Origin of the sequence: Ramlibacter tataouinensis, from assembly GCF_027941915.1 — a bacterium.
Taxonomy (GTDB): Bacteria; Pseudomonadota; Gammaproteobacteria; order Burkholderiales; family Burkholderiaceae_C; genus Ramlibacter; species Ramlibacter tataouinensis_C.
Map to the genome: position 1 here is coordinate 2498181 of NZ_CP116009.1, position 13190 is coordinate 2511370.

Genomic DNA, 13190 nt, shown 5'->3' on the forward strand with positions numbered 1-13190 from the left:
CGGTCAGCGCGGGTTGACGATGCGATCGCCGACCTTGACGCCCTCGCCGGTGTCCAGGATCAGCGCATAGGACAGGCGCTCGAACGGGCGGAACACCATCATCAGGCCGTTGCGCTCGTTGGGCAGCTTGATCTCGGTGCGCTCGCCGGGCTGGGAGCGATCGACGAAGCGGGCGCCGGTGCGCTGGATGGCCAGCACGTGGCCCGGTGCGAGGCCGTCGGCCGTGCCCTTGTTGATCAGCACGACCTGGTTCTGGCCGGCCAGCGCGACCGAATCGCCGTACATGGATACCACCAGGCCCTCGATCTTGCCTTCGGGCGCGCGCGGCGTGTAGCTCACGAGCTGGCGGCCCGGCTCGGGCAGCAGCCGGTCACCCACCCGCATCTCGCTGCGGGCCGAGACGATGTCGAGCGTGGCCGCCACCGGCAGCTCGCGGCTGTCGCCGCCGCCGTCCGGCACCGAGGCCTTGTCCTCGCCGCGCACCAGCAGCGCCGAGCCGAGGTACTGCGCCTCGTAGCCCAGCACCGCGCGGGTGACCGGGTCGCGCAGCGCCACGGCGTTGCGGAACACCCGGTAGCCGTCGCCGCCCCGGGTCTTCACCAGCAGCGGCGATTCGGCGCTGCCGCGCGCATAGACGCGGTCGCCGCGCGTGATCAGCACCCGGTTCTCGGGGCTGGCCACGATGCGCGGGGCGCGCTCGAGCACGCCTTCCTCGACGATCACCGGCTCGGCCAGGAACGGCTCGATCAGGTGCGGCTGCAGGGTCGGCAGGGACGAGTCGGCCAGCGATTCGACGCGCACGCGCGGCGACACCCGGACGGTCTCGGTGGGCGGCGCGTCGGCGCCGCCGCGGGCCTGCTGCAGGCGCAGGCGCGCGCGTTCGCCATCGCGCTCGAGCACCAGTTGCTGGCCGGGATAGATGCGGTGCGGGTTGCGCACGTCCTCCAGGTTCATGCCCCACAGCTCGGGCCAGCGCCAGGGGCTGGTCAGGTACAGCTTGGCCAGGTCCCACAGCGTGTCGCCGCGCTTGACCGTGTAGCGGTCCGGCGCGTTGGGGGCGAGTTCGCTCAGCGGCACGCCCGACTGGGCCACCTGCTGGGCCGTGGCGCGCTGTCCGGGCGTGACCGGCTGGGCCAGCACCGGCAACGCAAACACCGCTGCGGCCAGCACGGCAGCAGTGCGCCGGGCCAGCGGCGGGCGGGCGGCCACGGCTTCGCGTTGCGCCATCATCTTTCCTCCTCCTACAGGACTTGATAAGTCACTGTCGATTCTGCGCTCAAGCCCTTGATTGGGCAACGTTTATGGCTACCGGCGCGGACCCGGCCCCGCAAAAGTGGCGAAAATAGCGACAGCCCCCATCTGCGTCCCATGGCCCTCCTGCCCATCCTCCGCTACCCCGACCCCCGCCTGCACACCGTCGCCCGTCCGGTGCAGGCGGTCGATGCCCAAATCCGCCAGCTCGTCGCCGACATGCTGGAGACCATGTACGACGCCCATGGCATCGGCCTGGCCGCCACCCAGGTCGACGTGCACGAGCGGGTGGTCGTGATCGACGTGTCGGAAGAGCGCAACCGGCCGCTGGTGCTGATCAACCCGCAGATCGTCTGGGCCAGCGAGGACCGGCAGGTCAACGAGGAGGGCTGCCTGTCGGTGCCCGGCGTGTACGACGGCGTCGAGCGCGCCGGCGCGGTGCGCGTCACGGCGCTGGACGACCACGGCCAGCCGCGCACGATCGAAGCCGAGGGCCTGCTGGCGGTGTGCATCCAGCACGAGATGGATCACCTGCTGGGCAAGGTGTTCGTCGAGTACCTGTCGCCGCTCAAGCGCAATCGCATCAAGAGCAAGATGCTGAAGGCGCGCCGCGAAACCGAGCGCGCCTGAGGGCCCCATGCGATTGCGCCGCGCCTTCCTGGGCACGGGCCTCGCGGCCCTGCTGGCGGCCTGCGCCAGTCCGTTCCGCAGCTGGGACGTGCAGCCCGGCACCAGCCGGCAGGACGTGCTGGCGCGGCTGGGTCCGCCCACGCGCGTGGTCGCCATCCCCGGCGGCGAGCGGCTGCAGTACTCGCTGCAGCCGTTCGGCCAGGAGGCCTGGATGGTGGACCTCGATGGCGGCGGCCGCGTCGTGCGCGCCCGCCAGGTGCTGACCGCCGCCGAGTTCCAGCGCATCGTTCTCGGCCAGTGGACGCGCGCCGACGTCGAGCGCGAGTTCGGCCCGCCCGCGCGGGTGGACGGCGTCGCGAGCTGGAACGGCCCGGTGCTGACCTGGCGCTGGCGCGATGCCGACCGCAGCGACATGTTCTACTGGGTCTATCTGGACGAGCGCGGCGTCGTCCAGCGGGCCCACCAGGGCATGGAATTCATCAACGCGCCCAACGAGCGCAACTGAGCGCGGCGCCCCCACGATGCGGCTCGTCTTCGCCGGCACGCCGGACTTTGCCCGCGTCGCGCTCGAGCGGCTGCACAACGCCGGCTTCGACATCCCGCTGGTGCTGACCCAGCCCGATCGGCCGGCCGGCCGCGGGCTGAAGCTGCAGCCCTCGCCGGTCAAGCAGTTCGCGCAGCGGCACGGCATCGCGGTGGCGCAGCCGCGCAGCCTGCGGCTGGATGGCAAGTACCCCGAGGACGCCGCGCAGGCCCGCCAGGCGCTGCTGGCCGCGGGCGCCGAGGCGATGGTGGTCGCGGCCTACGGCCTGATCCTGCCGCAGTGGGTGCTCGACCTCCCCCGGCTGGGCTGCCTGAACATCCATGCCTCGCTGCTGCCGCGCTGGCGCGGCGCCGCCCCGATCCACCGCGCCATCGAGGCCGGCGATGCGCAGACCGGCGTCACCATCATGCAGATGGACGCCGGCCTGGACACCGGCGACATGCTGCTGGCCGAGCGCATCGCCATCGCCCCGCACGACAGCACCGGCACGCTGCACGACCGGCTGGCCGCGCTCGGCGGTCGCCTGGTCGTCGAAGCGCTGGAGCTGGCGGCCTGCGGCGGGCTGACGCGCACCCCGCAGCCGGCCGAGGGGGTGACGTACGCCCACAAGATCGACAAGAGCGAGGCGCAGGTCGACTGGTCGCAGCCGGCCGTGTCGATCGAGCGCCGCCTGCGGGCGTTCGACCCGTTCCCCGGCGCCGCCAGCACGCTGGCTGGCGAGGCCCTCAAGCTGTGGCGTGCGCAAGTGCCGGACGCGTCGGCGCCCGACGTCGCGGCGCCGGGCACCGTGCTGGCGGCGGGCTCCGCGGGCATCGAGGTTGCCACCGGGCGCGGCGTGCTGCGCCTGACCGAACTGCAGCGCGCCGGGGGCAAGCGCCTGCCCGCCGCCGAATTCCTGCGCGGCACCGCCATCGCGCCCGGCCAGCGGTTCGGGGCGGCCTGATGTTCTGGCTGCCTGCGGTGCGGCGGCACCCGGAATTCCGCGCCGGCGTGCGGGCCAGCGCCCCGATCACGCCCGGCATCGCGGCCTGGGGGCTGATGACCGGCGTGGCCATGGTCAATGCCGGCATGAGCGTGACCGAGTCGGTGGCGATGACGCTGCTGGTCTACGCCGGCAGCTCGCAGCTCGCCGCCATTCCGCTGCTGGTGGCCGGCGCGCCGATGTGGGTGATCTGGGCCACCGGCTTTTGCGTCAACCTGCGCTTCGTGGTGTTCAGCCTGCACCTGCGCGACTACCTGATCCACCAGCCCCGCTGGCGCCGGCTGGTCAACGGCTTCCTGACCGCCGACATGAGCTACGCGCTGTTTACCGCCCGCCATCCGCTGCCGGCGCAGGACCCGGGCGGGCGCGTCGCGCAGGAGGCCTACCTGGCCGGCAACTACGCGATCACCTGGGTGGGCTGGATCTTCCCGAGCCTGCTGGGCGTGGCACTGGGCAACCTGGTGCCTTCGCAATGGGGCCTCGGGTTTGCCGGCGTGCTGTGCCTGCTGGGGGTGATGTGCTCGCTGGCCAACACGCCGCTGCGCGTCCTGGCCGCGGCGGTGGCGGGCGCGGCGGCGGTGGCGGCCTACGCCCTGCCCTTCAAGCTCAACGTCGTCGCCGCGATCGCGCTGGCGGTGCTGGCCGCCTTCTGGCTGGAAACGCGCGGGCCGGCGCGGCAGCGGGAACACACGGCATGAACGCGGGCACCACCGACTTGTGGACGCTGGCCGTGATCGTCGGCCTGGCCGGCGTCACCGTGCTCAGCCGCTGCTTCTTCTTCATCCTCGAGCGGCCCTGGTCGCTGCCCGACTGGGCGCGGCGCGCGCTGCAGTACGCGCCGGTGGCGGCGCTGGCCGGGGTGGTGCTGCCCGAGGTGGTGATGACCCAGGGCGCGCTCGTCGCCACCTGGCAGGACGCGCGGCTGTTCGCCACCGGGGCCGGCATCGCGGTGTTCTTCTGGCGCCGCAGCGTGCTGGCGACGCTGGTCGTCGGCATGGCGATCTACCTGCCCTTGCGGCTGGGCCTGGGCTGGTAGCGCGGCCCGCGGCGCCGGGGCCGCTGCCTACAATCGCGGGTTCACTTTCTTGCTTCCCATGGCCGAGTTGCGACCCATGAATGTGCTGCGTTTTTCCGATCTGTGTGCCCAGGGCCAGGTGGCCGGCCGGCGCGTGTTCATCCGGGCCGACCTGAACGTGCCGCAGGACGAGCAGGGTCGCATCACCGAGGACACGCGCATCCGCGCCTCGCTGCCCTGCATCCGGCTGGCGCTGGACGCCGGCGCGGCGGTGATGGTGACTTCGCACCTGGGCCGCCCGACCGAGGGCGCGTTCAAGCCGCAGGACTCGCTGGCGCCGGTGGCGCAGCGCCTGTCCGAGCTGCTGGGCCGGCCGGTGCCGCTGCAGGCCGACTGGGTCGATGGGGTGGACGTCCAGCCCGGCCAGCTGGTGCTGCTGGAGAACTGCCGCGTCAACAAGGGCGAGAAGAAGAACGCCCCCGAGCTGGCCCGCAAGATGGCCGCGCTGTGCGACATCTACGTCAATGACGCCTTCGGCACTGCGCACCGCGCCGAGGCCACCACCTACGGCATCGCCGAATACGCCCCGGTGGCCTGCGCCGGGCCGCTGCTGGCCGCCGAGATCGACGCCATCGGCAAGGCGCTGGCCCACCCGAAGCGCCCGCTGGTGGCGATCGTCGCCGGCTCCAAGGTCTCGACCAAGCTCACCATCCTGCAGTCGCTGGCCCGCAACGTGGACCGGCTGGTGGTCGGCGGTGGCATCGCCAACACCTTCCTGCTGGCCGCCGGACTTCCAATCGGCAAGTCGCTGGCCGAAGCCGACCTGGTGGGCGAGGCCCGCGCGGTGATGGAAGCGATGGCCGCGCGCGGCGCCGAGGTGCCGATCCCCACCGACGTGGTCACGGCCAAGGCGTTCGCCGCCGACGCGCCCGCCACCATCAAGGCCGCCGGCGACGTCGCCGCCGACGACCTGATCCTGGACATCGGCCCCGACACGGCCCGGTGGCTGGCCGACCAGCTGCTGGCCGCCGGCACCATCGTCTGGAACGGTCCGGTCGGCGTGTTCGAGTTCGAGGCCTTCTCGCACGGCACCGAGGCGATCGCGCGGGCCATCGCCCGCTCCGATGCCTTCAGCATCGCCGGCGGCGGCGACACGCTGGCCGCGATCGCCAAGTACGGCATCGAGCAGGACGTGGGCTACATCTCCACCGGCGGCGGCGCCTTCCTGGAGATGCTGGAGGGCAAGACCCTGCCTGCGCTGGAGATCCTGGCGCGCCGCGCCGCCGCCTGATGCCGCGGCGGGGACGCCCCGCCGCCCCCGCCCGCTGTTCGCGCACGGGCGCCACCGGCGGCCCGAGTGCGTCGCGCATGTGAGAATGCCGCCCACCCCTTTCCAGGAGGATTTCGCCCCATGGCCCGTCGCGCCACCAAGATTGTCGCCACCCTCGGTCCCGCCTCCAGCGATCCCAAGCTGCTGGAGCAGTTGATCGGCGCCGGCGTCAACGTCGTTCGGCTGAACTTCAGCCATGGCAAGGCGCAGGACCACATCGAGCGCGCGCAACTGGTGCGCGAGGCGGCCCAGCGGGCCGGCCGCGAGGTGGCCATCATGGCCGACCTGCAGGGCCCCAAGATCCGGGTCGGCCGGTTCGCCGACGGCAAGGTGCTGCTCGAGCCGGGCATGAAGTTCGTGCTCGATGCCGCCCGCACCGAGCCCGGCGACGCCGGCGGCGTCGGGCTGGACTACAAGGAGCTGCCGCGCGACGTTCGCGCTGGCGACACGCTGCTGCTCAATGACGGCCTGATCGTGCTGACCGTGGACAAGGTGCGCGGCGACCAGGTGCACACCACCGTCAAGCTGGGCGGCGAGTTGTCCAACAACAAGGGCATCAACAAGCAGGGCGGCGGGCTGTCGGCGCCGGCGCTGACGGCCAAGGACATGGAGGACATCCGCACCGCCATGAGCTTTCAGGCCGACTACGTGGCGGTGAGTTTTCCCAAGACCGCCACCGACATGGAGATGGCGCGCCAGTTGTGCAACGTGGCGGGGGCCGAATACGGCCACAAGCCCGGCCTGATCGCCAAGATCGAGCGGGCCGAAGCCATCCCCAACCTGGAGTCCATCCTCAAGGCCAGCGACGGCATCATGGTGGCGCGCGGCGACCTAGCCGTCGAGGTCGGCAATGCGGCGGTGCCGGCGCTGCAAAAGCGCATGATCCGGGCGGCCCGCAAGTTCGACAAGGTGGTGATCACGGCGACCCAGATGATGGAGTCCATGATCACCAACCCGGTGCCCACGCGCGCCGAGGTCAGCGACGTCGCCAACGCGGTGCTGGACGGCACCGACGCGGTGATGCTCAGCGCCGAGACGGCCACCGGCCGCTATCCGCTGGAGACCATCATCGAGATGGCCAACATCTGCGCCGAAGCCGAGATGGCCGAGGACGTCAAGCTCGACGCCGACTTCAGCGGCATGGAGTTCTCGCGCATCGACCAGTCGATCGCCATGGGCGCGCTGTTCACCGCCTACCACCTGGGCTGCAAGGCGATCGTGGCGCTGACCGATTCCGGCTCGACCCCGCTGTGGATGAGCCGCCATCCGATCCACATCCCGATCTACGCGCTCACGCCGCGCCTGGTGACGCAGCGCCGCATGGCGCTGTACCGCAACGTGCGGCCGCTCTTGATGGACCAGAGCGCCGAGCGCGACACGGCGCTGGCCGATGCCGAGGCCCACCTGAAGAAGCGCGGCATCGTGGCGTCCGGCGACATCTACGCCATCACTTGCGGCGAGCCCATGGGCGCCCCGGGCGGCACCAACATGCTCAAGGTCCTGAGGGTGGCGTGAGCCCGGCCTGACACGGGACTGGCCGGCCGCGCCGGCGACCCAGCGCGACTGTGCACGGGCCCCCGCGGCCAGACCCAGCCGGTAGAATTTGGCTCACGAGCGCGGGGCGTGTGGCGCTTCGCGCGAAGCCGCATTTCATTACTCGACAGGACTGCACCATGCCCCTCGTTTCCCTGCGCGAACTGCTGGACCACGCCGCCGAAAACGGCTATGGCATTCCGGCCTTCAACGTCAACAACCTCGAGCAGGTCCAGGCGGTGATGGAAGCCGCCCGCGAGACGGCCGCGCCGGTGATCCTGCAGGCCAGCGCCGGCGCCCGCAAGTACGCCGGCGAGCCCTTCGTCAAGCACCTGATCCAGGCGGCCCTGGAGGCCTACCCCGAAATCCCGCTGGTGATGCACCAGGACCATGGCCAGAGCCCGGACGTGTGCGCCGGCGCCATCCAGCTGGGCTTCTCGTCGGTGATGATGGACGGCTCGCTGGAGGCCGACGGCAAGACCATCGCCAGCTACGAGTACAACGTCGACGTCACGCGCAAGGTGGTCGACATGGCGCACAAGCTGGGCGTCACGGTCGAGGGCGAACTCGGCTGCCTGGGCTCGCTGGAGACCATGCGCGGCGACAAGGAAGACGGCCACGGCACCGACGCCACCATGACGCGCGAGCAGCTGCTGACCGACCCCGAGCAGGCCGCCGACTTCGTCAAGAAGACCCAGCTCGACGCGCTGGCGATCGCCATCGGCACCAGCCACGGCGCCTACAAGTTCTCGCGCAAGCCCACCGGCGACATCCTGGCGATCGACCGCATCAAGGAGATCCACCGGCGCATCCCCAACACCCACCTGGTGATGCACGGCTCGTCGTCGGTGCCGCAGGAGCTGCTGGCCATCATCAACCAGTACGGCGGCAAGATGAAGGAGACCTACGGCGTGCCGGTCGAGGAGATCCAGGAAGCCATCAAGTACGGCGTGCGCAAGATCAACATCGACACCGACATCCGCCTGGCCATGACCGGCGCGGTGCGCAAGTTCCTGGCCGAGAACCCTGAGAAGTTCGACATGCGCGAGTGGATGAAGCCGGCGCGCGAGGCCGCCAAACAGGTCTGCAAGCAGCGCTACCTGCAGTTCGGCTGCGAAGGCCAGGCGCCCAAGATCCAGGGCCACTCGCTGCAGGTCGTGGCGCAGAAGTACCAGCGCGGCGAGCTGGCGCAGACGGTGAACTGAGGACGCCGCGCCCCCTTGGCGATAATCGAACGGCCCGCGCGTTGCGGGCCGTTTGCTTTTGCCGGACGACTGCCATGACCTCCGCCCTGCACACCTCCTCGCTCACTTCGCTGCCGCTGCTGGCGCGCGGCAAGGTGCGCGACAACTACGCGGTCGGCGACGACCGCATCCTGATGGTCGCCACCGACCGCATCTCGGCCTTCGACGTGATCATGGGCGAGCCGATCCCCGGCAAGGGCGAGCTGCTGACCCACATGGCGCTGTTCTGGTTCGGCAAGCTGGCCCACCTGTGCCCCAACCACCTGACCGGCGAGCTGCCCGACAGCGTGGTGACCTCGGCCGAGATCCAGCAGGTGGTCGGCCGCTCCATGCTGGTGCGGCGGCTCAAGCCGCTGCCGATCGAGGCGGTGGTGCGCGGCTACCTGGCCGGCAGCGGCTGGCAGGAGTACCAGCAATCGCAGTCGGTGTGCGGCGTGCCGCTGCCGGCCGGCCTGACCAACTCGGCGCGGCTGCCGCAGCCGATCTACACGCCGGCGTCTAAGGCGGCGGCCGGCGAGCACGACGAGAACATCACCTACGAGCGCACCGTCGAGCTGGTCGGCGCCGAGGTGGCGGCCAAGGTGCGCGAGCTGAGCCTCGCCCTGTACACCGAGGCGGCGAAGATCGCGCTGGCCCGCGGCCTGATCATCGCCGACACCAAGTTCGAGTTCGGCCTCGACGAGAGCGGCCGCGTGGTGCTGATGGACGAGGTGCTGACGCCCGATTCCTCGCGCTACTGGCCGGTGGAGGGTTACGAGGACGCGCTGCGCGAAGGGCGCAACCCGCCCAGCTTCGACAAGCAGTACCTGCGCGACTGGCTGGAGCAGGCGCGCATCCACGGCAAGCCCTGGGACAAGACGCCGCCGGCGCCGCGGCTGCCGCAGGAAGTGATCGCCCGGACCGCCGCCAAGTACCGCGAGGCGCTCGACCGGCTGACGGGTTAAGGCGCGTTGCGCTGGGTCCCCGCCTGCGCGGGGGATGGCCTTCGGCGCGGCTGCGCCGCGATCCAAGGCCAGCTAGGACAGCACCACGCTGGACAGCCGGCGCCGGTAGGTCGCCACCGTCGGGTCGTCGGGCGGGATCTGGCCTTCGGCCACCTGCGGCCGGGGTGGCTCGATCAGGTCCAGGATGGCGATGTAGGTCTTGCGCGCGGCATCCTCGTTCCAGGCCTTGTCGCGCATCAGGATCTCCAGCAGCTCGTCCATCGCCTCGGTCCAGCGCTGCTGCGCCAGCAGCAGTTGCGCGCGGCCGAAGCGGGCCTCGAAGTCGCGCCGGTTGGCGGCGATGCGGGCGTCCAGCGCGGCCTCGGCCGGCGCCGCAGCGCCCTGCTGGGCCGCAAAGTCCAGGGCCTCGATCACCCGCTGCAGTGATTCGAGCCGGCGGATGCCCGCGGCCTTGCCGGCCACCGGCTCGAACGCGGTTCGCGCGTCGGCCAGCCGGCCGGCCAGCAGCAGCGCCTTGACATAGTCGAATCGGGCCTCGTCGTCGGCCGGGTTGGTGGCCACGGCGTGCTGCAGCTGTTCCAGCCGGTCGCCGGCTTCCTGCGGGGCTTCGACCATCGCCTCTTCCGCCTCGACGGTCTCGGCTGCCGCCGGCAGGTGCTTGTCGAGGAATTGCCGCAGCTGGCCCTCGGGCAGCGCACCCATGAAGCCATCGACCGGCTGGCCGTTCATCAGCAGGATGCAGGTCGGGATGCTGCGGATGCCGAAGGCGGCGGCCAGCTGCTGCTCCTGGTCGGAGTCGATCTTCACCAGCTTGAAGCGGCCCGCGTATTCGGCCTCCAGCTTTTCCAGGATCGGCCCGATCACCTTGCAGGGGCCGCACCAGGGGGCCCAGAAATCGACCAGCACCGGCTGGTTCATGGAAGCGGCGATGACTTCGGTTTCGAAGTTCTCGATCGTGACGTCGATCATGGAGTGCGGGTCCCTAAACTTAGAATTCGGCCTTTAGGAGCACTTCATGCCCCCTGTTCAGGTCGGAGTGGTGATGGGGTCCGGCAGTGACTGGGACACCCTGCAGCACGCAGTGCAGATTCTCCAGGAATTCGGCATCGCCCATGAGGCGAAGGTCGTGTCCGCGCACCGGATGCCCGACGAGATGTTCGCCTATGCCGAACAGGCCGCCGGCCGCGGCCTCAAGGCCATCATCGCCGGCGCCGGCGGCGCCGCCCACCTGCCGGGCATGCTGGCGGCCAAGACCACGGTGCCGGTGCTGGGCGTGCCGGTGCCCAGCCGTCACCTGCAGGGCGTCGATTCGCTGCACAGCATCGTGCAGATGCCCAAGGGCATCCCGGTCGCCACCTTCGCCATCGGCGCCGCCGGCGCCGCCAACGCCGCCCTGTTCGCGGTGGCGATGCTGGCCACCGACGACGAGCGGCTGCGCCGCCAGCTCACCACCTTCCGCACCCGGCAGACCGAACTCGCGCGTGCCACCACGCTGCCGCCCTCGGCATGAGCGGGTCTACGGCGTGGCCGCTGCCGCCTGGCAGCACACTGGGCGTGATGGGGGGCGGCCAGCTCGGCCGCATGTTCGTGCACGCGGCCCAGCAACTGGGCTACGGCACCGCGGTGCTCGACCCCGACGAAGCTAGCCCGGCCGGGCTGGTCAGCCATGTCCACGTGCGTGCGGCCTACGACGACCGCGCCGGGCTCGCGCGGCTGGCGCAGGTGGCGCAGGCCATCACCACCGAATTCGAGAACGTGCCGGCCCAGGCGCTGCAGGCGCTGGCCGCGCAGCGGCCGGTGGCGCCCGGACACGCGGCCGTCGCCATCGCCCAGGACCGGGCCCAGGAGAAGGCCCATTTCCAGCGCTGCGGCGTGCCCTGCGCGCCGCACGCGGTGATCGCCTCGGCCGACGACCTTCAGCAGGTCCCCGCGGATCTGCTGCCCGGCGTGCTCAAGACCGCGCGGCTGGGCTACGACGGCAAGGGCCAGGCGCGGGTGGCCGACCGGGCGGCGCTGGCCGCCGCCTGGGACGAGCTGCGCCGGGTGCCCTGCGTGCTGGAGCGCCTGCTGCCGCTGGCGGCCGAATGCTCGGTGCTGGTGGCGCGCGGCGCCGATGGCGCCATGGTCCACCTGCCGGTGCAGAGGAACCTGCACCGCGGCGGCATCCTGGCCGTCACCGAAGTGGGCGCCGGCGTGCTGCCCGAAGCCACGGCGCAGCAGGCGATCGAGGCCACCCGCGCGATCGCGCAGGGGCTCGGCTACGTCGGCGTGCTGTGCGTGGAGTTCTTCCTGCTGCAGGACGGCGCGCTGGTGGTCAACGAGATGGCGCCGCGGCCGCACAACAGCGGCCACTGGAGCATCGACGGCGCCGACGTGTCGCAGTTCGAGCTGCAGGTGCGCACCCTGGCCGGGCTGCCGCTGGTGGCGCCGCGCCAGCACAGCCACGCGGTCATGCTCAACCTGCTGGGCGAGCTGTGGTTCGCGCGGGGTGCCCAGGCGCAGGAGCCGCCGTGGGCCGAGGTGCTGGCGCTGCCCGGCGTGCACCTGCACCTGTACGGCAAGGCCAGCGCGCGGCCGGGGCGCAAGATGGGGCACCTCACGGTCACGGCCGCCGACGCGGCCGCCGCCCGCGCCACCGCGCTGCGCGCCTGCGAGCTGCTGGGCATCGAGCCGTTCCGAGAGCCATGATCCGCGACCCGAGCGACCCCGCGGCGCTGCAGGAGGCCGTCGCGGCTTTGCAGGCCGGCGAACTGGTGGCCTTTCCGACCGAGACCGTCTATGGCCTGGGCGCCGATGCCGGCAACGACGCCGCGGTGGCGAAGATCTTCGCGGCCAAGGGGCGGCCGAGCGACCACCCGCTGATCGTGCACGTGCCCGATGGCGCCGCCGTCGGCCGCTTCGCCGCCGATGTGCCGGCCTTCGCCCAGCGGTTGATCGATGCCTTCTGGCCCGGCCCGCTCACCCTGATCCTGCCGCGCCGGCCGGAGGTGGCGCGAGCCGCGGCCGGCGGCCACGCCACCATCGGCTTGCGCTGTCCGGCCCACCCGGTCGCCCACGCGCTGCTGCTGGCCGGCGCGCAGGCGTCGCCGCCGGTGGCGGGCCTGGCCGCGCCCAGCGCCAACCGCTTCGGCCGCGTCAGCCCCACCAGCGCGGCCCACGTGGCGGCGGAGTTCGGGGCTGCGCTGCGCGTGCTCGACGGCGGTCCGTGCGAAGTCGGCATCGAGTCGGCCATCGTCGACTGCACGCGCGGCCGGCCGGTCCTGCTGCGCCCCGGCGTGCTGACCGCGCAGCAGATCGAAGCCGCGTGCGGGCAACCGCTGGCGCAACCCGGCGAACTGGGCGACGCGGCGCCCCGCGCCTCCGGCACGCTGGCCTCGCACTACGCGCCGCGGGCGCGCGTGCGGCTGATGGACGCGGAGGCGCTGCAGGCCGCGCTGGACGTGCTGGGCGAAAAGGCCGACGGCATCGCCACCTGGTCGCGCGCGATCCTGCAGACGCACTCGCCCCGGGTGCTGCGGCGGCGCATGCCCGAGGACGCGCGCGAAGCGGCGCGCCAGTTGTTCGCCGTGCTGCGCGAATTCGATGCCCAGGGCGTGCAACTGATCTGGGTCGAGACGCCGCCGGCCGATGCCGACTGGGACGGCGTGCGCGACCGGCTGCAGCGCGCCGCCGCTTGACCGCTCGTTACACTATCGCCGGCTTTTCGACGGAGATCCC

14 protein-coding genes are annotated in these 13190 nt (G+C 71.7%); 12 read left to right on the forward strand and 2 right to left on the reverse strand.

Features of this window, described 5'->3' with window-relative positions; genetic code table 11:
* Positions 1 to 3: 3 nt before the first annotated feature.
* Positions 4 to 1230: a LysM peptidoglycan-binding domain-containing protein gene (locus PE066_RS11690; RefSeq protein ID WP_271232715.1), complete on the reverse strand. Its 1227-nt coding sequence runs from the start codon at positions 1228 to 1230 to the stop codon at positions 4 to 6.
* A 138-nt stretch (positions 1231 to 1368) separates the two neighbouring features.
* Here PE066_RS11690 and def point away from each other — a divergent pair, with 138 nt between their 5' ends.
* The 9 genes from def (at position 1369) to PE066_RS11735 (ending at position 9473) form a co-directional block, all read left to right on the forward strand.
* Entirely contained in the window at positions 1369 to 1881 is a 513-nt protein-coding gene (gene def / locus PE066_RS11695) for a peptide deformylase (protein ID WP_271232716.1), read from the forward strand.
* Between the two features lie 7 nt (positions 1882 to 1888).
* The gene (locus PE066_RS11700) at positions 1889 to 2386 is read left to right on the forward strand and encodes a hypothetical protein (protein WP_271232717.1); all 498 of its coding nucleotides are present in this window, start codon (positions 1889 to 1891) and stop codon (positions 2384 to 2386) included.
* A gap of 16 nt (positions 2387 to 2402) precedes the next feature.
* On the forward strand, positions 2403 to 3368 hold the full coding sequence (fmt, locus tag PE066_RS11705) for a methionyl-tRNA formyltransferase (protein WP_271232718.1): 966 nt from the start codon (positions 2403 to 2405) through the stop codon (positions 3366 to 3368).
* The gene (locus tag PE066_RS11710; RefSeq protein WP_271232719.1) at positions 3368 to 4105 is read left to right on the forward strand and encodes an AzlC family ABC transporter permease; all 738 of its coding nucleotides are present in this window, start codon (positions 3368 to 3370) and stop codon (positions 4103 to 4105) included. Before fmt ends, PE066_RS11710 begins: the two co-directional genes overlap by 1 nt.
* Positions 4102 to 4443, forward strand: a complete 342-nt coding sequence (locus PE066_RS11715) for an AzlD domain-containing protein (RefSeq protein ID WP_271232720.1) — start codon at positions 4102 to 4104, stop codon at positions 4441 to 4443. The genes PE066_RS11710 and PE066_RS11715 overlap by 4 nt, the downstream gene beginning before the upstream one ends.
* A 76-nt stretch (positions 4444 to 4519) precedes the next feature.
* The gene (locus PE066_RS11720; protein ID WP_271232721.1) at positions 4520 to 5713 is read left to right on the forward strand and encodes a phosphoglycerate kinase; all 1194 of its coding nucleotides are present in this window, start codon (positions 4520 to 4522) and stop codon (positions 5711 to 5713) included.
* A 120-nt stretch (positions 5714 to 5833) separates the two neighbouring features.
* Entirely contained in the window at positions 5834 to 7267 is a 1434-nt protein-coding gene (gene pyk / locus PE066_RS11725) for a pyruvate kinase (RefSeq protein WP_271232722.1), read from the forward strand.
* A gap of 158 nt (positions 7268 to 7425) precedes the next feature.
* Complete coding sequence (gene fba, locus PE066_RS11730) at positions 7426 to 8490, forward strand: class II fructose-bisphosphate aldolase (protein ID WP_271232723.1); 1065 nt, start codon at positions 7426 to 7428, stop codon at positions 8488 to 8490.
* A 74-nt stretch (positions 8491 to 8564) separates the two neighbouring features.
* The gene (locus PE066_RS11735) at positions 8565 to 9473 is read left to right on the forward strand and encodes a phosphoribosylaminoimidazolesuccinocarboxamide synthase (protein ID WP_271232724.1); all 909 of its coding nucleotides are present in this window, start codon (positions 8565 to 8567) and stop codon (positions 9471 to 9473) included.
* A 72-nt stretch (positions 9474 to 9545) separates the two neighbouring features.
* Here PE066_RS11735 and trxA read toward each other — a convergent pair whose 3' ends face one another.
* Complete coding sequence (gene trxA, locus PE066_RS11740; RefSeq protein ID WP_271232725.1) at positions 9546 to 10442, reverse strand: thioredoxin; 897 nt, start codon at positions 10440 to 10442, stop codon at positions 9546 to 9548.
* A 46-nt stretch (positions 10443 to 10488) separates the two neighbouring features.
* Here trxA and purE point away from each other — a divergent pair, with 46 nt between their 5' ends.
* Genes purE through PE066_RS11755 form a run of 3 tightly spaced genes read left to right on the forward strand, consistent with a single transcriptional unit; the run spans position 10489 to position 13150 of the window.
* On the forward strand, positions 10489 to 10983 hold the full coding sequence (purE, locus tag PE066_RS11745) for a 5-(carboxyamino)imidazole ribonucleotide mutase (protein ID WP_271232726.1): 495 nt from the start codon (positions 10489 to 10491) through the stop codon (positions 10981 to 10983).
* Positions 10980 to 12161 (forward strand): 5-(carboxyamino)imidazole ribonucleotide synthase, encoded by a 1182-nt coding sequence (locus PE066_RS11750; protein WP_271232727.1) that lies wholly within the window; start codon positions 10980 to 10982, stop codon positions 12159 to 12161. The genes purE and PE066_RS11750 overlap by 4 nt, the downstream gene beginning before the upstream one ends.
* Positions 12158 to 13150, forward strand: coding sequence for an L-threonylcarbamoyladenylate synthase (locus PE066_RS11755; RefSeq protein WP_271232728.1), 993 nt, complete (start codon positions 12158 to 12160; stop codon positions 13148 to 13150). Before PE066_RS11750 ends, PE066_RS11755 begins: the two co-directional genes overlap by 4 nt.
* Positions 13151 to 13190 lie beyond the last annotated feature (40 nt).

Bases quoted from the DNA above. Each gene is read 5' to 3' on its own strand.
- PE066_RS11690 (WP_271232715.1), bottom strand. From the start codon at position 1,230: ATGATGGCGCAACGCGAAGCCGTGGCCGCCCGCCCGCCGCTGGCCCGG.
- def (WP_271232716.1), top strand. From the start codon at position 1,369: ATGGCCCTCCTGCCCATCCTCCGCTACCCCGACCCCCGCCTGCACACC.
- PE066_RS11700 (WP_271232717.1), top strand. From the start codon at position 1,889: ATGCGATTGCGCCGCGCCTTCCTGGGCACGGGCCTCGCGGCCCTGCTG.
- fmt (WP_271232718.1), top strand. From the start codon at position 2,403: ATGCGGCTCGTCTTCGCCGGCACGCCGGACTTTGCCCGCGTCGCGCTC.
- PE066_RS11710 (WP_271232719.1), top strand. From the start codon at position 3,368: ATGTTCTGGCTGCCTGCGGTGCGGCGGCACCCGGAATTCCGCGCCGGC.
- PE066_RS11715 (WP_271232720.1), top strand. From the start codon at position 4,102: ATGAACGCGGGCACCACCGACTTGTGGACGCTGGCCGTGATCGTCGGC.
- PE066_RS11720 (WP_271232721.1), top strand. From the start codon at position 4,520: ATGAATGTGCTGCGTTTTTCCGATCTGTGTGCCCAGGGCCAGGTGGCC.
- pyk (WP_271232722.1), top strand. From the start codon at position 5,834: ATGGCCCGTCGCGCCACCAAGATTGTCGCCACCCTCGGTCCCGCCTCC.
- fba (WP_271232723.1), top strand. From the start codon at position 7,426: ATGCCCCTCGTTTCCCTGCGCGAACTGCTGGACCACGCCGCCGAAAAC.
- PE066_RS11735 (WP_271232724.1), top strand. From the start codon at position 8,565: ATGACCTCCGCCCTGCACACCTCCTCGCTCACTTCGCTGCCGCTGCTG.
- trxA (WP_271232725.1), bottom strand. From the start codon at position 10,442: ATGATCGACGTCACGATCGAGAACTTCGAAACCGAAGTCATCGCCGCT.
- purE (WP_271232726.1), top strand. From the start codon at position 10,489: ATGCCCCCTGTTCAGGTCGGAGTGGTGATGGGGTCCGGCAGTGACTGG.
- PE066_RS11750 (WP_271232727.1), top strand. From the start codon at position 10,980: ATGAGCGGGTCTACGGCGTGGCCGCTGCCGCCTGGCAGCACACTGGGC.
- PE066_RS11755 (WP_271232728.1), top strand. From the start codon at position 12,158: ATGATCCGCGACCCGAGCGACCCCGCGGCGCTGCAGGAGGCCGTCGCG.